General features: G+C 39.8%; 23 protein-coding genes and 1 pseudogene. 11 read left to right on the forward strand and 13 right to left on the reverse strand.

The window, feature by feature from the left end; genetic code table 11:
• Nucleotides 1-124 precede the first annotated feature (124 nt).
• From V8V91_RS06505 to V8V91_RS06530, 6 genes are all read right to left on the reverse strand, one after another.
• Nucleotides 125-388, reverse strand: a complete 264-nt coding sequence (locus V8V91_RS06505; protein ID WP_373399376.1) for an ABC transporter permease — start codon at nucleotides 386-388, stop codon at nucleotides 125-127.
• Entirely contained in the window at nucleotides 373-2,484 is a 2,112-nt protein-coding gene (locus V8V91_RS06510; protein ID WP_373399377.1) for an ABC transporter permease, read from the reverse strand. The genes V8V91_RS06505 and V8V91_RS06510 overlap by 16 nt, the downstream gene beginning before the upstream one ends.
• Before the next feature lie 88 nt (nucleotides 2,485-2,572).
• A complete protein-coding gene (locus V8V91_RS06515) occupies nucleotides 2,573-2,794 on the reverse strand; it encodes a four helix bundle protein (RefSeq protein WP_373399378.1) in 222 nt (73 codons plus the stop codon).
• A gap of 88 nt (nucleotides 2,795-2,882) precedes the next feature.
• On the reverse strand, nucleotides 2,883-3,581 hold the full coding sequence (locus V8V91_RS06520; protein ID WP_074224837.1) for an ABC transporter ATP-binding protein: 699 nt from the start codon (nucleotides 3,579-3,581) through the stop codon (nucleotides 2,883-2,885).
• Nucleotides 3,582-3,770: 189 nt separating this feature from the next.
• Nucleotides 3,771-4,772 (reverse strand): efflux RND transporter periplasmic adaptor subunit, encoded by a 1,002-nt coding sequence (locus V8V91_RS06525; protein WP_373399379.1) that lies wholly within the window; start codon nucleotides 4,770-4,772, stop codon nucleotides 3,771-3,773.
• 8 nt (nucleotides 4,773-4,780) lie between these two features.
• Nucleotides 4,781-5,017: a hypothetical protein gene (locus tag V8V91_RS06530; protein ID WP_373399380.1), complete on the reverse strand. Its 237-nt coding sequence runs from the start codon at nucleotides 5,015-5,017 to the stop codon at nucleotides 4,781-4,783.
• Nucleotides 5,018-5,357: 340 nt separating this feature from the next.
• On the opposite strand from V8V91_RS06530, the gene V8V91_RS06535 reads away from it, so the two are divergent.
• A complete protein-coding gene (locus V8V91_RS06535; protein WP_074224839.1) occupies nucleotides 5,358-6,746 on the forward strand; it encodes a sigma-54 dependent transcriptional regulator in 1,389 nt (462 codons plus the stop codon).
• Nucleotides 6,736-8,088 (forward strand): PAS domain-containing sensor histidine kinase, encoded by a 1,353-nt coding sequence (locus V8V91_RS06540; protein ID WP_373399381.1) that lies wholly within the window; start codon nucleotides 6,736-6,738, stop codon nucleotides 8,086-8,088. Before V8V91_RS06535 ends, V8V91_RS06540 begins: the two co-directional genes overlap by 11 nt.
• Here the strand turns inward: V8V91_RS06540 and V8V91_RS06545 are convergent, their stop codons facing one another.
• A complete protein-coding gene (locus tag V8V91_RS06545) occupies nucleotides 8,089-8,400 on the reverse strand; it encodes a hypothetical protein (RefSeq protein WP_373399382.1) in 312 nt (103 codons plus the stop codon). It abuts the gene before it with no gap.
• A gap of 65 nt (nucleotides 8,401-8,465) precedes the next feature.
• Nucleotides 8,466-8,630, reverse strand: a complete 165-nt coding sequence (locus V8V91_RS06550) for a hypothetical protein (protein WP_373399383.1) — start codon at nucleotides 8,628-8,630, stop codon at nucleotides 8,466-8,468.
• Between the two features lie 188 nt (nucleotides 8,631-8,818).
• Here V8V91_RS06550 and V8V91_RS06555 point away from each other — a divergent pair, with 188 nt between their 5' ends.
• On the forward strand, nucleotides 8,819-9,340 hold the full coding sequence (locus V8V91_RS06555) for a hypothetical protein (protein WP_373399384.1): 522 nt from the start codon (nucleotides 8,819-8,821) through the stop codon (nucleotides 9,338-9,340).
• Between the two features lie 72 nt (nucleotides 9,341-9,412).
• Here the strand turns inward: V8V91_RS06555 and V8V91_RS06560 are convergent, their stop codons facing one another.
• Both V8V91_RS06560 and V8V91_RS06565 read right to left on the reverse strand, forming a co-directional pair.
• Nucleotides 9,413-11,035 (reverse strand): PKD domain-containing protein, encoded by a 1,623-nt coding sequence (locus tag V8V91_RS06560; RefSeq protein WP_373399385.1) that lies wholly within the window; start codon nucleotides 11,033-11,035, stop codon nucleotides 9,413-9,415.
• Complete coding sequence (locus V8V91_RS06565) at nucleotides 11,032-12,063, reverse strand: sorbosone dehydrogenase family protein (RefSeq protein ID WP_373399386.1); 1,032 nt, start codon at nucleotides 12,061-12,063, stop codon at nucleotides 11,032-11,034. The genes V8V91_RS06560 and V8V91_RS06565 overlap by 4 nt, the downstream gene beginning before the upstream one ends.
• A 398-nt stretch (nucleotides 12,064-12,461) precedes the next feature.
• Here V8V91_RS06565 and msrA point away from each other — a divergent pair.
• From msrA to V8V91_RS06585, 4 genes and pseudogenes are all read left to right on the forward strand, one after another.
• Nucleotides 12,462-13,047 (forward strand): annotated as a pseudogene (gene msrA / locus V8V91_RS06570) (peptide-methionine (S)-S-oxide reductase MsrA).
• A 35-nt stretch (nucleotides 13,048-13,082) separates the two neighbouring features.
• Entirely contained in the window at nucleotides 13,083-13,454 is a 372-nt protein-coding gene (msrB, locus tag V8V91_RS06575; RefSeq protein ID WP_373400633.1) for a peptide-methionine (R)-S-oxide reductase MsrB, read from the forward strand.
• A gap of 359 nt (nucleotides 13,455-13,813) precedes the next feature.
• On the forward strand, nucleotides 13,814-14,047 hold the full coding sequence (locus V8V91_RS06580) for a response regulator (protein ID WP_373399387.1): 234 nt from the start codon (nucleotides 13,814-13,816) through the stop codon (nucleotides 14,045-14,047).
• Between the two features lie 533 nt (nucleotides 14,048-14,580).
• Entirely contained in the window at nucleotides 14,581-14,793 is a 213-nt protein-coding gene (locus V8V91_RS06585; protein ID WP_373399388.1) for a hypothetical protein, read from the forward strand.
• Here V8V91_RS06585 and V8V91_RS06590 read toward each other — a convergent pair.
• Complete coding sequence (locus V8V91_RS06590; RefSeq protein ID WP_373399389.1) at nucleotides 14,790-15,167, reverse strand: Dabb family protein; 378 nt, start codon at nucleotides 15,165-15,167, stop codon at nucleotides 14,790-14,792. The two genes, V8V91_RS06585 and V8V91_RS06590, sit on opposite strands and share 4 nt — an antisense overlap.
• Nucleotides 15,168-15,494: 327 nt before the next feature.
• Between V8V91_RS06590 and V8V91_RS06595 the strand changes: the two genes are divergently transcribed.
• The 4 genes from V8V91_RS06595 (at nucleotide 15,495) to V8V91_RS06610 (ending at nucleotide 17,554) form a co-directional block, all read left to right on the forward strand.
• Nucleotides 15,495-16,085 carry a hypothetical protein gene (locus V8V91_RS06595; RefSeq protein WP_373399390.1) on the forward strand — a complete coding sequence of 197 codons (591 nt, stop codon included), beginning with the start codon at nucleotides 15,495-15,497 and terminating at the stop codon, nucleotides 16,083-16,085.
• Complete coding sequence (locus V8V91_RS06600; protein WP_373399391.1) at nucleotides 16,079-16,480, forward strand: hypothetical protein; 402 nt, start codon at nucleotides 16,079-16,081, stop codon at nucleotides 16,478-16,480. Before V8V91_RS06595 ends, V8V91_RS06600 begins: the two co-directional genes overlap by 7 nt.
• Nucleotides 16,481-16,556: 76 nt before the next feature.
• Nucleotides 16,557-17,384 carry a 2-hydroxyacid dehydrogenase gene (locus V8V91_RS06605; RefSeq protein WP_373399392.1) on the forward strand — a complete coding sequence of 276 codons (828 nt, stop codon included), beginning with the start codon at nucleotides 16,557-16,559 and terminating at the stop codon, nucleotides 17,382-17,384.
• A complete protein-coding gene (locus V8V91_RS06610) occupies nucleotides 17,384-17,554 on the forward strand; it encodes a hypothetical protein (RefSeq protein ID WP_373399393.1) in 171 nt (56 codons plus the stop codon). The genes V8V91_RS06605 and V8V91_RS06610 overlap by 1 nt, the downstream gene beginning before the upstream one ends.
• Before the next feature lie 97 nt (nucleotides 17,555-17,651).
• On the opposite strand, the gene V8V91_RS06615 is transcribed toward V8V91_RS06610, so the two are convergent.
• Complete coding sequence (locus V8V91_RS06615) at nucleotides 17,652-17,846, reverse strand: cold-shock protein (RefSeq protein ID WP_074224850.1); 195 nt, start codon at nucleotides 17,844-17,846, stop codon at nucleotides 17,652-17,654.
• Nucleotides 17,839-18,102, reverse strand: a complete 264-nt coding sequence (locus tag V8V91_RS06620) for a cold-shock protein (RefSeq protein ID WP_074224851.1) — start codon at nucleotides 18,100-18,102, stop codon at nucleotides 17,839-17,841. The genes V8V91_RS06615 and V8V91_RS06620 overlap by 8 nt, the downstream gene beginning before the upstream one ends.
• Between the last annotated feature and the right edge of the window lie 7 nt (nucleotides 18,103-18,109).

Genomic DNA, 18,109 nt, shown 5'->3' on the forward strand with positions numbered 1-18,109 from the left:
TCACTTAATATTCATTTTGGATTGATTTTCTCTATTTCAAAGGATTCAGATTCTTGAAGTATCATTTCATTTGTCCAACACAGATTCTGAAATCGCTTACCCATATCATAAATCTTAAATCCCCTTACTCACTTCGAAGGGAATTGACCGGATTGGCAGAAGCTGCTTTGAAAGCCTGGTAGCCTACCGTAATCAGGGAAATCACAATCAATAACACCCCTGATCCTGCGAAAATCCACCAACTCAAATCTGTTTGGTAGGCATAGCTTTGCAGCCAATTATTGGCAAAATACCAAGCAATGGGAACAGCGATGATGATCGAAACCATAATTAGAGCAACAAAGTCTTTGGAAACCAAAGTCAATACGCTCATCAAGGAAGCTCCCATAACTTTCCGTACACCGATTTCTTTTTGCGCTTTTCGGCAGTAAAGGCAGCCAATCCAAATAGTCCCAAACAAGAGAGGAAAATGGCCGTAGTACCAAAATATTTCGCGAGTTTCGAAGCTCTTTGTTCAGAAGCATACAAGGACTGATAATCCTCATCCATGAATGAATAGTTCAAAGGTTGTCCCGTGAATCTCTCATAAATCTCTGATATTCCTGCAATACTGGCTTGCTGGTCATCAGACTCAATTCTTACCATCACTTTTTGAGCAAATGCGGGGTCGTATTTCAGAAATGCAGGTTTGACTGTTTCTTTTAAGGACTCAAAATGAAAGTCTTTGACTACCCCGATTACTTCTTTGTCTTCTCCCCAAAGATTCACGATTTGACCTACCGGGTTCTGAAAACCGATCGTTCGGACGGCTGCTTCATTTAGAATGATCTTGTTATCCTCTTCTCCGAATTCGGGAGAAAAAGCACGTCCTTCAGCCATTTCAAAACCCATGGTTTCGATCAAGCCCATATTCACAGTAATATTTTCAAACTTCACTTGTTCCTCAGGATCTTTTCCCTCCCAAGTCAATCCGATCGTAGAACTGGCAAGCCCAACCAATGGATGGGATAGACTTGAGGCATTGCTTACCCCAGGAACTTTCTTGGTTTCTTCGAGGTAGGTAGCCAATTGATTTGGAGCAATTCCAGAAGCATTCAGTTCCAGTAATTGTGCTTGATTGTATCCTAAATTTTGATTTTGGATAAAGTTCATCTGCTTACTCAATACGGTTATACCAATAATGAGCAAAAGCGAGATGGAAAACTGAAATACGACCAATCCCTTTCTTGCCAAAAGTTCTCCAAAACTTCCTTTGAGATTGGATTTCATCACCTCTACCGGTTTAAACTTGGAGAGGTATATAGCCGGGTAAATTCCTGCTAATAATCCTGTAATCAACCAAACACCAACTATAATGAATACAATATCTGGCTGAAATGTAAGGCCAAGTGACTTAGAGGTAACTTGATTAAAAAATGGTTGTAATAGAAAGGAAACCAAGATCGCTAAAACAACGGCAAAAAAGGTCAGAACTAATGATTCTGTAATAAACTGGGTAAATAATCCTCCACGACTGGCCCCCATAGATTTCTTCACACCTATTTCCTTTAACCTGCTCATGGATCTGGCCGTGGTTAAATTCATGAAATTGATGCAGGCAATGATTAGGATGAATATAGCGATGACGGAAAAGATCTTTACATAGCTGATTCTTCCTCCAGCAACTTTTCCATCCTCATAGGTACCGTACAAGTAGGTATCTCCAAAAGGTTGTACAAAAACAGAAACATTGGATTCAGCCTCCTTGTTTTTTATGAAATCGGCAACCTGCTCATTGAAGGAAGCTACATCTGTTCCTGCTTTCAATAACACAGTGGCAGTTGCATTGAAATTATCCCAATGCACACCTTCGCCAAGCATTTGTTTGAAATATGGAAAAGCCAATAAATATTCAGGCTTAACCAGATCAAGTTTCCCAAAGTCCTTATAAACTCCGGTCACTTCTACCTCATTCTTAAAATCAAATACCTGCCATTTCAATGACTTCCCTAAAGCGAGCTGTGGACTACCAAAAAGTTTATTTGCAAAGGTTTCTGAAATGACCACAGAATTAATATCTGTTAGGGCTTTTTCTGGATTTCCTGCCAAAAAATCTACATCGAAAATCTGGAAATATTCTTGATCCACGAAATAGCCATCCCCTTCCATCTTTGTATTTCCCTGCTCAAAGGCCACTCCTTCGATAAAAGGAGAAAATGCAGTTGCTTTATCCACCTGAGACAATTCAGCTTTCATTGCCTCTGCCATTTCCGCAGGAGTATAAGGAATAGTGACAATTCCAGTAGAATTATCATGATTCGTCATCACGGTGTAAATCTGATCTATTTGGGTATGATAACGATTGACACTCAATTCATCCTTCACCCAAAGCAATATGAGAATGACCGTGGTAAGACCTACAGTCAACCCAAAAAGATTGATGGCAAAAATATGCTTGGACTTCATGAAGCTTCGGAAGGCCAATAGGATTTGATGACGTAGCATGGAGTAGTTGGGGTTAAGAGGTTTGGAAGTGGGTAGTTGGAGGTTTGGAAGTGGGAAGTTGGAGGCTAGAAGGTTTAGAAATTGGAGGTTATTTAGAAGGTGGATTTAAGGTATTTCTAAATGCAGCAATGCTATTCATCAAGTCAAAAGCTTGTTTATAGCTACTTTGAAAGGTTTCTTCATCTATATATCCACGCAGTTTTGCTTTATGAAGACAGGTTACTACTTCAGCAAGGGAGCGTAAAGAATATCCAACAAATTTTCTGAATTCAGCTTGACAATTACCTGTTGATCCTTCGGCAATATTCAAGGCAAAGCACACTAAATCTCATTCATCACATCTTCTGCAATCTCTAAATCTCGAACATCCCGACTTCCCACTTCCCACTTCCAACTAACTAAACATGAAACTGCTCACGAATATTTTCAGTCACCACCTTACCGTCGAACAAGTTGATCGTTCTGTGGGCATAGTTGGCATCATGTGGAGAGTGAGTTACCATCACGATGGTAGTTCCTTCGTTGTTTAGCTCTTCCAAGAGGCGCATTACTTCTTCACCATTGGTAGAGTCCAAGTTACCTGTAGGCTCATCGGCAAGAATTACAGAAGGCTTTGCGACAATAGCTCTGGCAATCGCCACACGTTGTTGCTGACCACCGGAAAGTTGCTGTGGGAAGTGATTTCGACGGTGCATGATGTTCATCCTTGTCAATACTTCTTCCACCCTGGTTTTGCGCTCATCAGCAGGAATTTTCAAATACAATAGAGGTAGCTCTACGTTTTCAAAAACTGTCAGTTCATCGATCAGGTTAAAGCTCTGAAACACGAATCCGATATTTCCTTTTCTCAAGGAAGAGCGTTGCCTTTCAGAAAACTTGGCCACTTCCTGATCCAAGAAATAATATTCACCGGCATCAGGGTTATCCAATAAACCAAGAATATTTAAAAGAGTGGACTTACCACAACCGGATGGTCCCATGATTGCGACAAATTCCCCTTTTTTAATTTCGATTTGAATACTATCCAAAGCGGTAGTTTCTACCTCCTCTGTAGCATACATTTTCCTAAGATTGACGGTTTTGATGACGTTTTCCATATGGTGTTGTTATTGCCCGATGTCCGAAGTCGTTATTCCGATCCGGCTCAATCAGTGGTTTTAGTATTTATTTTATTTTTTGACTTTATTATTTCTATCCTAATTATTAGATGACAAGAATCCGATTTTGGTTGCATGGGTTTCCTTTTTATACCTGACACCCCAATTCATTCTTCTCCATTCCAATTTCTATTTCAACTCCAGCACCTCATTATCCCCAAAATTCTCATAGCCAGAAACAATGACTCTTTCTCCCTCTACCAAACCTTCCAGTACCTCATAATATTCAGGATTCTTTCTTCCCAAACGGATATTTCTTTTCTCTGCATTTCCAGCTGAGTTCAAGACAAACACCCAATTTCCTCCGGTATCTTTAAAGAAGCCTCCTGTTGGTAGCAATAAGCTTTGCTCGCTATCACCTAACTCCAACCTGATCCGAACACTTTGACCACGTCTGATCCCTTGTGGACTTTCTCCTGTAAACTTCATATCCACCTCGAATCGACCATTGGTAATGGTTGGATAGATTTTCATAATCTCCAATTCATGGTCTACACCACTTAAGGTGAATTTACCTCTCAACCCTTGTCCAATTCTTGGTAGGTATAATTCATCGATCGGAACTCTCACTTTGAACTCATCCAACACATCGATTTGCCCGTATCGCTCTCCAGAGTTAATGGCTTGTCCTACTTCAATCTGCTCCATGGCCAACTGTCCAGCTATAGGAGCCTTGATGACCAGGTTATCTAAAATCTGACCTACTCCATTCAGTGAAGCATTCATTCTGCTTTCTGACTGCCTAAGCTGCGCGAGCTGATAGGCTCTGGCAATGGAATCACTTTTATAGGATGCATAAGTCAACTCCTTACGCTTCAGGTTATATTCGTATTGCTCGGCTACTTCTTCGAATTCACGGTCTGAAACCAGGTTTTTCTCATGAAGCTCCTTGAATCTTTTATATTGAGGCTCCAGCAAACTGATCTGATAATCAATTTCAGCCAATTGACCTTGTTGACTCAAATCATTTTGATCTAAAAAGAGACGTGTTTGACGCAGGTTATTTATTTGTTCGTACAACATCGTTTCACGCTGCATGACATCTAATTGTAGATTGGAATTGGCCATGATCAAAATCGTATCACCCACATCCACCAAGGCTCCGGACTCCCGGACAATTTCAGCAACCATCCCGCCTTCTACCGCATCCAGGAAAAAGTCTGTGCAGGTTCAATTTGGCCAGAGACCAAAATATAATCTGTAAACTCTCCTTTACTTACCGTAGCAATACTTAACCGATCTCGCTCTACATTCATGGTGGAACGGTGATCCGCAAAGCCTATTTGATAAATAATTCCGATGAGCAATGCTGCTCCTCCGACAATCCATGCAATCCTCCTGGGCGTCCAGGTCTTCTTTTGTATTTTTCTATCCATTGTGTGTATCTGCCATTTTCGGCTATACCCTTTATGCCAAATGGTATGCCATCAAAAAAACATCGTTCTCAGGCTTAAAATGGAGGTTTCACCTTTTTCGCATTTGGATCTCCCGAACATTTTTGTTCGCAGGCGAACAAAACTCATTCAACTTTCTTATTTTTATCAAGAGCAGATCACTGGCCCAAAAAGATTTAAAATGGCCTAATTTCCATAATAGGGCTGGATTTGATTTTAAATTAATTGAAATGTAGAATTCGGTATGCTTTTGGAACACTACAGTGCAGTTATTTGAATATGGCGAAAGCCTACACCTGATTCTTTTAAACCCAACAGATAGATGAGTGAGCAAAAAATTGGTAAAATTCTCATTATTGATGACAATGAAGACCTACTAAAAGCTGCCAAGATTTTTCTAAAAAGACATTTTGCGCAAGTAGATACTGAAACCAACCCTGACCTACTTCCTATTTTGACTCACAATGAGCAATATGATGTAATCATGCTGGATATGAACTTTACCAAAGATGTGAGTTCAGGGCAGGAAGGTTTTTATTGGCTTGACCGAATCTTGGAGCTGGACCCTTCCGCTGTGGTGGTCTTGATTACTGCCTATGGAGATGTCAACCTTGCTGTAAGAGCGATCAAGGAAGGAGCCACTGATTTCGTCTTGAAGCCTTGGGAAAATGAACGCTTATTGGCCACATTGAATTCTGCATTGAAACTAAGACAGAAAAAACTGGAGGTAGATTTACTGAAAGACCAGAAGCAAACGCTTCAAGCGGATATGGACCGCAAGTTCAGCGAAATCATCGGTCAAAGTGCGGTCATGCAAAAAGTCTATGAAACCATAGAGAGGGTAGCTTCAACCGATGCCAATGTTTTGATCTTAGGCGAAAACGGGACAGGAAAAGAATTGATCGCCAGAGCGATCCATAGACATAGTAGAAGAAATAAAGAGGCTTTTGTAGGAGTGGATCTTGGATCCATCACTCAATCACTTTTTGAATCTGAATTGTTCGGTCATAAAAAAGGGTCCTTTACGGATGCCAAAGAAGATAGGGCTGGAAGGTTTGAACAAGCACATAAAGGCACCCTCTTTCTGGATGAAATCGGAAACTTACCTCTTCCACTTCAAGCTAAATTATTAGCAGCATTACAAAATCGGCAGGTTACCCGTGTGGGAGCAAACCGTGCCATTGATGTCAACATCCGGTTGATTTCAGCGACCAATATGCCGATCCACAACATGGTATATGATAATAGTTTCCGACAAGATTTATTATACCGGATCAATACGATTGAAATCCAGCTTCCTCCTTTACGGGAGCGAGATGACGATATCATGTTGCTGGCCAATCACTTTATCGCTTTCTATGCCAAGAAATACAATAAGGATGTCAGAAAAGCTTCAGAACCTTTGATCAAACGGATGATGAAGTACCATTGGCCTGGAAACATCCGTGAACTTCAACATAGCATTGAAAGGGCAGTAATTATGAGTAATCATAATGTGCTTCAGCCAGAAGATCTCTTCCTTCAAAAAATGCAGCAACCGGAGAGCAAGGATGAATCGGTGAGTTTAGAGCACTTAAATATTGAAGACGTAGAACGGATTTTAATTCGTAAAGCCCTTCAGAAACATAACGGACATATCACTAGGGCCGCTGAGGAATTAGGATTGACCCGCTCCTCACTTTATCGCAGACTGGAAAAATATGGTTTATAAGCGGTTTTCGATAGGTGTAGGGTTTAGGATTTTCCTGATTATTTTATGCCTATACTTAGGTTTGTGGCTTTATTATAGGCAAGATTTATGGCTTGCTCCAGGGATTCTAGGGTTGATTGCTTTGATCCAAATAGGCGAATTGATTTACTATGTCAACTCGGTCAATCATAAGCTTGCCCGATTTCTAGACTCCATTCGTTTTACTGATTTCTCCAGCTCCTTTACCTCTGATAGCCAAATGGGAGGTTCCTTTAGAGAAGTGAACATGGCATTCAATGAAGTCATGAACGTCTTCAAACAAACCAGGGCTGAAAAGGAGGAACAAATGCTGTTTCTCCAAGTGATTATCCAGCATATCAACTCAGGGATCATCTCTTTCAATTCTGAAGGAAAAATCGGGGTGATCAATAATGCCGCCAAGCACTTATTACAAATCCCTCAGTTTCGAGATATTTCTGATTTAGGAAAGCTCTCTACTTCTTTATTGGAACAGGTTATGGAAATGAAACCTGGTCAGCGAATCTCGTATCGGGTCAATCCAAACCTGCACTTGATCATTCAGTCCACTTCCTTAAAAATGGGAGGTCAAAGTTGGACGTTGCTCTCGCTACAAAACATTAATGCGGAACTTCAATCCAACGAATTGGAAGCTTGGCAAAATCTTACCAAAGTGCTGAGACATGAAATCATGAATTCCATCACCCCTATTTCAAGTTTGGTAGATTCGTTGAGCACTATTTTAGAAGAAGACTCCTATGTACAAAAAGAAGGGTTCTTGATCAAGAAAGACGGCTATCAAGACATACAGGAAGGATTGGAAACCATCGCCAACCGAAGCAAGGGTCTGGTAGCTTTTGTCAATGCCTATCGGGATTATACCAACATCCCTACTCCTAAAAAGGAGCTGATTTCTGTTAAATCATTGTTTGAAAATGTCCTGATTCTAATGAAAGAGGACTTGAAAGTATCTGAGGTAAAAATTGTGACAGACATCATGCCGGAGGATCTTGAAATCAATTGTGATCCAGATCTAATTGCGATGATTTTGATTAACCTCGTAAAGAATGCCAGTGAGTCTTTACAAAATCAAGTAGAACGAACCATTTGGCTGTCCGCATTATCACAAGGCGATATGGGAATTCTGATCCGCGTGGAAGATCATGGTCCAGGAATCATACCGGAGGCCCTCGAACGAATATTTGTTCCTTTCTATACCACTAAAAAAACAGGATCAGGGATCGGTTTGGCAATTTCAAGGCAAATCATGAACCTTCATAGAGGAAGTTTACAAGTGACTTCCATCCTCAATGAAAAGACGGTCTTCACCTTAAATTTCAGATAACTATCGGTTATATAAGGAGGAATAATAATCGGTATAGTAGTTATATACATCGGGGGTCTGTCGATACAGATCCCTCAATCTTTTGAAAACAAAAATAGACTGAGCGATCAATTCTTTTTCATTAGTCACCTCAACGGAAGCTACCCCTCTATTTTCTACACTGAACAAAAGTCCAGAAGGACCGATGATATCATAGCCTTCCTTTTTCTTCTTCTTTTCAAAATTTAAAACCTCCCCATCTGTAAAAGTCAAGTTTGCCAATTGGAAGCTATTCAGACTTTTGCCTTCTGCCAACACCTTATCGGACTCCAAATCGATGATTTTACATTTTTTACTGCTATTATTCAGCAATATTCGGTAATATCTTGACCCTACTTTTAGATCTGCATATTCCAGACTTTTTCAACTCCTAGATTTGCTATTTCTTTGCCCTCTGAGACCAAAGGAATATTGATTTTTGGTAATTCCCAACTGGATTCTTGGGCATTGGTTGAAATAACACTACCTATCAAAAGGGCAATTAGTAAGAATGACGTTTTCATGGGAAGGAGTTTATGGTGAACAAGTAATTGATACGCTTTTCCTCCCTCCTAAGTTTTTACGCAAGAGGCAGTACTTATCTTTTCTTTTTAAAAATACCTTAGTAGACAACACCACTCTCAAAAATTACCCTGTACTGGGTATTTTATTGTAGTTCAAGTATTTGTAACTTATATACAAAAAAGAGGATATGGAAGAAAATATCATCACCCAAACCCAAATAGCTTTTCACAATTTGAATGGACTCATCAATGGTATTGCCATGGATGGGCATATTACAAAAAGCGAATTCGATGCACTCAAATCCTGGTGCCAAACCCATGACGGTTTATGCTCTATAGATCCTTTCAAGGATTTTCATGAAGAGGTAAAAGAAAAAATCAGAAGTGGGGTCCTGGGCTCAGAAGAAATAATCGAACTGCAACAAATAATTGCGAAATATTCTCCCTTGTTTGAAGAAAAGGATCAAATCAAAGCTGATCTACACTTTTTACAAGGGGTTTGTTATGGAATCATGGCAGATGGAGACATTAACAAATATGAGTTAAACCTGCTTCAAAAATGGTTAACTGACCACGATCACTTGAAAGACACCTACCCATTTAATGAAATTACTGCTGTGGTAAAAAAGGCCATCGATGCAGGTAAAATAGAACAGGAGGAATACAAGTACCTCACCAAGTATTTCTTGGAGTTCCTGAAGATTGATTGATTATTTTAGAATGCACAAAATTGTCCCATTGAAAGCTTGTTTAGAATTAGCCTTCAACGGGACAGTTAGTTTTTATCTCTTAAATTGAATGGAATACATATTTAAAGTGGACCAAATCGATATTCCAGAATCAGTACGTAAAACCAGGTAAATATCGGTCTGTTCCGTCATTTTTGAAATTGGAATTTCTACGGTTAGGAACTGCTTGTCTTTTGGTTTTTGAGAATTGTCCAGCAACTTGGATTCACCAATAAGCGCTCCATCTACACTTCCTGCTCGTACTTCCAATTTACCTGAAATACTTCCTGGCTCTACCTCCATTTCCAAGGAGGAAATACCACTCAGGTCCAATTGATCAAATTTAATGTAAGCTCCTTTTTCAGTAAACTTTACAAAATGAGAGTTATTCTCATTGGATTTGGCTACATGTACGAATTCATCCGCACGGGTAGGTGATAGGGTTGGGCTTCTTAATACCAGTTGTTTGGTAGACTTTAAAGGTTCAATACCATTGGCTCCTTGGTCTTCATAAGATGCCTGAATCAAATAATAGGATTCACCTGAACTGGACTGATCCAACTGATAGTTTCCTGCCAAAGGAAGTGTTCTTTCTTTGAGGGATGGGTCAGCGATGGCCAATATAAAATCCACCATCTCTTCAATCTCACCTTTATCCAGGTGGACGTGACCAGGCATTTCGGTATCTCCCCAAACTCCTGCTCCTCCCTTGGTTACTTTATCCACCAAATAGGCTTTTGCACCTGGATCTTTTAAATACTTCTTGGACACTTCGGTGTAACTTGGACCAACTGACTTATCGGCAATGCCATGACAGCCTTTACAGCCAGATTGATTGATCAATGTCTCCCCTAAACTAAGCACTTCTTCTTGGTGACCTGTTTGAATGAGATCATAGCCTCCTTCCATAAAATCAATGCTGAATTCAATTTCAGAATCATTGATTTCTGCATCTTCTCGATCTGAAACCATTACCTCATAGGAGACTTGGTCACCCGTAAAATAAAAGCTTTGGTTCCCATTCCATTGGATATCCACCACTGGTGCTTCATTCCCCACTAAGATCTCCATAGTTTTTTCAGCTGTGGCTCCTGAGTCATCAGTTACGGTTAAGGTAACTGGGTAAAAGCCTGCCTTTTCAAAGGTAAAACTTGGATTTCTCTCTTTCGAACTTCCTGCACCTCCAAACTCCCATTGATACCTTAGCTCATCACCCTCATCAAAATCCTGAGTCCCTTCCGAAGAAAACTGAACCTGCAAGGGCGCTGCTCCAATTCTTTGATCCGCACTTAGCAGAACCGAAGGCTTCCGGTTTCCTGCAGAAAATTCTATTCGATACAATCCAGAATTATCATTTTGGGAACGCCAGAAGGTTCCATATTCCAAAATATACAAAGCTCCATCTGGGCCATATTGCATGTCCATGGGCTTGTCAAAATTGGTAGATGGCATAAACTGCTCTAAGGTATCCAATTCATTCTCTTCGGTAAGACTGACCATGAAAATCCAATTTCTCATCCAATCATAGAAAATGGACTTTCCATTGAAATAACCTGGAAACCGAACTTCAGAATCCCGGTAATCCTCTCGGTAATAAACCGGTCCAGCCATCGCATTCCTCCCTCCTGTTCCTAGCATCGGAAATTCCTCAGACTCATCATAAGGATACCAGATCAAAGTTTTTGTGCCGGTGGCAACTGTTGAATTCCAGTATTTCTTGGAGAAGTATTGATTGGGGCATTGGGATCAAATTGGAATAAGGATTCACCTGTGGCGAAATCAAATTTCCAATAGGCTTTATTGTCCCCCACAAAATAAGGCCAACCATAAAACCCTGGTTTAGTTGCCAAATTATATTCATCGTGACCTTTGGGACCTCGGAGAGAATCACTTACCGCAGCATCTGGCCCCACTTCTCCCCAAAAGAGATTGTCATTATGCGGATCGATGGCAATTCGAAAAGGGTTTCGGTTTCCCATCACATAAATTTCCGGCCGAGTCCCTTCCATCCCTACCGGAAATAAATTTCCTTCAGGAATAGAATAAGTCCCATCGGGTTCTGGATGGATTCTCAAAATAGCCCCACGCAAATCATTGGTATTGCCTGAGGATCTTTGTGCGTCCACATTTTCATCTCTAAACTCACGCTCATCGATCGGATTATAATTACTGGACTCAAATGGTGTGGAATCGTCCCCAAGAGATAAAAACAAATTACCATGGCGATCAAATTCCAGGGAACCACCTGAATGGCAACAATCTCTGTAAATCGGGATATCCAACAATACCTTTTCGGAAGCCAGATCTACCAGATTATCTTTAAAATCAAATCTGGAAAGTCGATTGATTGAGGTATTTGGTGGAGCATAGTATAGGTAAATCCAATGGTTATTTTCAAAATCAGGATCTTTGGCCAACCCCATCAGCCCATCTTCCCGCTCGGGATAAACAGGTAAAAACCCTGCCTCCACTAATTCTCCGGTCTCATGTCGATAAAGTCTGATTTTCCCAGCCCGTTCTATTATCAAAACATCTAGATTATCGAGAACCTCAATTTCCATGGGTTCATTCAATTTCTCAACTAGGGTGACTTTTGTAAATCTACTTTCGTCAGGTTTGACAGTAGCAAATGGGTCTGAATCTTGTTCGGTACAACTGCTCAGGCAAACGCCTAAAACAGCCATGACCAACAACCATTTCTTCATAAATTCTATCCTTAATTTTTGGCAGTGCCCAAGATATAAAATTTAGTTTTCTATGAAATTACCGATGGTGGATTTCAGGACATTATTCATTGGACTCCTAAAAAAGTCCAATATCTACTCAATTTGTCATATAGAAGACACATCCACCTCCCTATTTATCCGTATTTTAAGCTAGCCATAAAAAACTTTATCTTTAAATCAGGAATACCAAAACACTAAGAGTGGATTGAAGGTTTTATCTTTTAATGGCTGATTCATTCGCCACTCATTAAACTATACAACAACCCATGAATTATTTTAAAAATATGTCTTCAAAACTATTGATTGCAGGATTCGCACTCATGGTGGCAGCCTGCGGAAATTCTCCAGCTGAAAAGAATGAAAATGGTAGTGCTGACATGGAAAAAGTAGCAGCTTATAAAGGAGATACCGAACTGGCGACCTTTGCAGGAGGCTGTTTCTGGTGTGTGGAAGCACCTTTTGAGGGGTTAGACGGAGTCATAGCAGTGACCTCTGGATATTCCGGTGGTAAGGAAAAGACCCACCTACGGTGAAGTAAGTAGTGGAGCAACTTCACATCGAGAATCTGTACAAATCACCTTTGACCCAGAAGTCATCAGTTACTCCGAACTGGTGGATATATTTTGGCAAACATTTGATCCTACTGATGTAGGAGGATCCTTTTACGATCGAGGTTCACAATATGAATCGGCCATTTTCTACCATGATGCCGAACAAAAGAAAGTAGCTGAAGAATCCAAAAAGCTGTTGGATGCCTCAGGAAAATTTGACAAACCTATCGCCACTCCTATTATCAAATACACGAATTTCTACCCAGCTGAGGAATACCATCAGGATTATTATAAAAAGAATCCTAAAGAGTATTATGCCTATAGAAACGGGAGCGGAAGGGATGCCTTTATCAAGGCTCACTGGCCAGAATTGTCAGAAAAAAATACCCAGCTCCCTCCAAATCTGAATTAAAAGCCAAACTGACGGACTTGCAGTACGAAGTCACCATGGAGGATGCCACTGAATACGCCTTCCAGAATGAGTATAACGGCAATAAAGAGCCTGGTATCTATGTGGATATTGTAACTGGAGCTCCCCTTTTCAGCTCAAAGGACAAATACGAATCTGGCTCCGGATGGCCAAGCTTCACGAAGCCTATTGATGCTAGGATCATTGATAAACCCATAGACAGATCCGCCGGGATGACCAGAGTAGAAGTCCGAAGCAAATTAGGTGACAGCCACATAGGACATGTGTTCTACGATGGACCAAACCCTACCAACCTACGTTATTGTATGAATTCAGCAGCGATGAAATTTATCCCAAAAAGCGAAATGGAAGCTGCGGGATATGGAGATTACTTATGGTTAGTAGATTAAAAAAACCACTTCTTTTAAGTGTTAAAGCCCAGATTAATCTGGGCTTTTAATTTTTTAGTAGGATCAATTTATTTATGCTAATTTTAGTTCATAATTGAGGGCAGGCTTTTTCAAATGCAACCAATGATTCGCCTAGGTATTTCCAATCCTAATTTTGATTAATTTTTAGCTATTGATTTTGAGGTATTGAAAAGAATTCAAAGCAAAAATCAGGGGAATTATAACTATTTTGAGAGAATTTGAAGGATTTGACAAGGAAGTTTCAAACAATTTTAAAATATTAATTCTTCATCCTTCAAATAGTTGTTTCTATTTCAGCAAAAACGTGGAAACTTTATAAAAACAAGATAACCGGCCTAATGAATTTTGACCTATTAATCGTTGATGACGATCCCCAATTTCAATTATTACATAGAAAATTAGCTGAAATAACTGAGTTTCATCTCAATCCCCATTGTGTTTCAAACGGGTTGGATGCGATTGAATATATAAAGTTGAAAAGCGCAGAACCCAAAAAGAACCTGTTGATCTTTTTGGATATCTACATGGAAGGAATTGATGGATGGGGGTATTGGACTATTTGGAATCCTTGAACCTCCCCAAAAGATTCAAGGTGATTCTGATTTCTTCATCAGTCAATAGTGAGGATAAGAAAAAAGCCATTAAATATCACTCCGTGATCGAGTATATAGAAAAACCCCTGGCAACAGATTATTTAACCATGCTGAAAGACTGCTATTTATTCTAGATGGATTTTAGGGCAGGTAGCGCAATTCCTCCTAAGAATACTATGGTTCCAGTTTCAGGTCAAATGTGGTAATTAATCGAACTCCTGGGAAAAGTTGGAGGGGGAAAGATCAAATATTTGATTTTTGAATCAATAATTCTATTCCACTTTCTATATTTAATAAAACTTTTAAAATTTCATTATGAAGAAGTTCGCTTGGATTGCCGGTATCAGTGCATTGCTTATATTCTTACTCTTTTTTTGGTGGAAATTCTATTTTGTTTTCGGTGAAGGAGTCAAAGCTGGAAGTTTAAATTACTTCGTGAAAAAGGGGTCATCTTTAAAACCTTTGAAGGAAGAGTCGTTCAAGAGGGATTTCAAAGTCCCACCGCTGGAGGGTTGCAAAGTAATGAATTTAGATTCAGCGTGGTAAGTGATGAGGTTGCCAGCGAATTAGAAAGGGCTTCGGGAAAATTTGTGGAACTCCGATACAAAGAATATAATGGAATGCTTCCATGGAGAGGCACTAGTAATTTTGTGGTAACGGAAGTTTTGACGGTAAAGAAGCAGGCAAAACGGACGGATCCGCTTTGCCATTTGATCAATAATTAATGGGTCCAATAGTCGACTACTACCACTTTGGAGAGGCTATTACCTAACACTTCTCCAAAAGCTTTATGATCTGGATGCGGTAAATAAATAGCACGATCTTCTTCAGAGTGAAAAGTCAACGTAAATGCATGGGTCAACCCATCATTTAATCCTTCAGGGCTGTTGTTAATCCCCCATTCAAATCCTTTTATTTGTTCGATTTTATTTGGCAATGCAGCAAATGCATCAATTACCTCTTGAATTTTTTCAGGACTCGTTTCTTCTTTAAAACCAAACATCACTACATGCCTTAATACTGAATCCGGAGCAGTACTTTCCATTTCTATTTCTTTTATTTCTTCAACAATTTTTTCTCTTCTGTTTCTTGCGAACAAGCCCCTACCAAGGCCATTGCAATAACTAAAAGGACACTTTGATATAGTTTTTTCATAATCTGATGGTTTTTGACCCAATCTAGGCAGAAACTATAAATTTCTCCAACTCTTTGTCAAATCAGGTAAACAAAATCAGGCTAATTGAAGAAAATAAGCTATTTGACGAAAAGATTTTAAATTAAACGAAATTTTCGTAGACTTACGAAAATTAAATATTTAACCATGAACAATTCTACTCACCCTCTTCTATTTTGTCTTTTATTTGGGTTTTCACTCTTCAGCTGTACTTCAAAGACCGAATCTACAGTTGATCTGAATTACTCATTAGTGAAAGTGGATTCTTTCCAAGTAAATAACTTTACCAGAGTGAGCATCCGGGATTATAGCCATGAAGAAAACATCTATTTAGGCTACTCTGAAGTTGAAGACGATCTACTTGAAATTTCAGAAAACGGAGAAATTATCAAAAGAGTCAATAAAAAAGGAGATGGACCGGGAAAATATGGGAATTGGAATCCAGTTGGCTTAGCCTTTGGCCCCAATCAAGAACGAATTGTGGAGCTTCCCTTTCAAGTAATTTCTTACGACCCCAATTATGAGATTACCCATTCCCATCGTGTGTTATCTCCTTTGCCAATTAGAACGAATACTCCTTTGGGAAAAACTCCTTATTTTGTTTCTAATGACACCACTCATTTGTTGGTCGGCCCCAGCAATTACCTGACTGCCTCTCATTTGATTCGAAATCAAGAAGGAAAAGACACACTCAAAAACTTTTATCAATTAAACTTATTTACCGGTGAGACGAAAATGGTAGTCCCTTACGAAGCAACCTCGGTTTATGAGCAGACAGAAAATGTTTATAACGGGGTCATGGGGAAGACTTTTTCATTGACCATGACGCCAATGAATTGGTAGTAGCACAAGAACTGGATCCGGAAATCCTAGTGTATCAATTACCAGAATTCACGTTGAAAAACTCCATTCCTATCAACTATTCTGAATTTTTGACTTATAACCCTGTTCCCATAGGAGCGCCTTTTGACGATCCACAGGCAATTAACCTTGCAAGACTTTCAGGGAGAAACAGAAAACTGATTAACCTGGGGAACGGCTTTGTTCTGCTCCAGTATTTCACCGGGATTACTGAATCTGAATTCGAAAACCGGAATTCAGAAGAAAACCCTTATTCTGCGGTACAAGATGCATCTGAGCAAAGAATTCTTATTTTTAAAGACGGAAAACAATTGCCAGTAGAATTACCGGGAATTGAGGGGTGTTGGTCACTGCTCTCAAGGAGAATAAACTGTTAGTCCAAGAACCTGCAAACACCGAAATAGAAGAAGAGTTCACCAAATTCACCATCTACATATTACAAACCAATTAGCTATGAAAGTCGCATGTTTTAGTACCAAATCTTATGATCAAAAGAGTTTCGATATAAGGTTAACTAAACATGGACATCATTTCACCTATTTTGAGGCAAAACTGGATAAGCACACGGTAAATTTGGCAAAAGGGTACGATGCAGTTTGTGCATTTGTCAATGATCATCTCGATGCTCCCGTTTTGAACATGCTTCATGAGTTCGGAATCCAGGCGGTTGTACTCCGCTGTGCCGGATACAACCAAGTAGACTTGAAAACTGCCAAGGAGCTAAACTTGAAAATTTGTCGCGTTCCTGCGTATAGTCCGGAAGCAGTGGCCGAACATGCATTTGCCATGATTTTGACTTTAAGCAGAAAAACCCATAAAGCTTACAATAGGATCAGGGAAAACAATTATTCCCTGGAAGGTCTGGTAGGGTTTAATTTGCATGGGAAAGTCGTCAGCGTCATTGGAACCGGTGCCATCGGCACCGCTTTCTGTAAAATAGCGTTGGGCTTCGGCTGTGAGGTATTGGCGTATGACCTGATCGAAAACAAAGAGTTGAAGGCAATAGGAGTAAAATACCTGAACTTGGATGAGTTATTATCGCAAAGCCAGATCATTTCTCTCCATTGCCCTTTGACCCCAGGAACCAAGCACCTGATCAATAAAAAGACCATAGATCAAATGCCAAACGGCGTGATGATCATTAATACCAGCCGTGGGGCTCTGATTGAGACCAAATCCGTCATCAGAGCACTGAAATCCAAAAAGATAGGTTACTTGGGAATCGATGTTTACGAACAGGAGGAAGACTTATTTTTAGGAATTTATCCGAAGAGATATTGATGGACGAACAAATCGCCCGATTAATGACCTTCCCTAATGTGTTGATTACAGGTCACCAGGCATTTTTAACCCAAGAGGCATTGTCCCAGATTGCAAAAACCACCTTGCTCAACCTGGACGAGTTGGAACAGGGCAGTGAGCTGTCCAACGAAGTCACCTACTCTGAATAAATTGGTATCGCTAAAATGAAAACACCTGACCTCAAGAGAAGCCAGGTGTTTTTGTATCAAAAAGTAAATAGATCGGGTTGCCCCGTTCTATTTTTCTTTATTTGATCACTTTAACATTCACAGCGTTAACGCCTTTTTTACCTTGAACTAGTTCATAGGATACTTTGTCGTTTTCACGGATATCGTGAACCAAACCAGACTGGTGTACGAAAACGTCCTCGTCAGAGTCAGATGGTGTGATGAATCCAAAGCCTTTTGTAGTGTTAAAGAATTTTACTGTTCCTTCATTCATGATTTCTTGATTTAAAATTTGGTGTTCTTGTGTTTTTATTACTTTGATTTTGATTTTTTGTATTCTTTACTGGCTCCTCCTCAGGAGGAGTATCGGTGAAATTACCGAAGCGATCAACGTAGACAATCATGTCATCCAAGTCGCCGCTTTTGGGCTGTGCTTTTCTTTCTAACTTTTTCTCAAATTTTTCTTTCTGTTTTCTTCTCTTTAATTCAGCTTTTTGCTTCTTAATGAAGCTATTTTGATTTTTTGACATACAGTTA

The organism is Algoriphagus halophilus, from assembly GCF_041729275.1.
GTDB classification, from domain to species: Bacteria; Bacteroidota; Bacteroidia; order Cytophagales; family Cyclobacteriaceae; genus Algoriphagus; species Algoriphagus halophilus_A.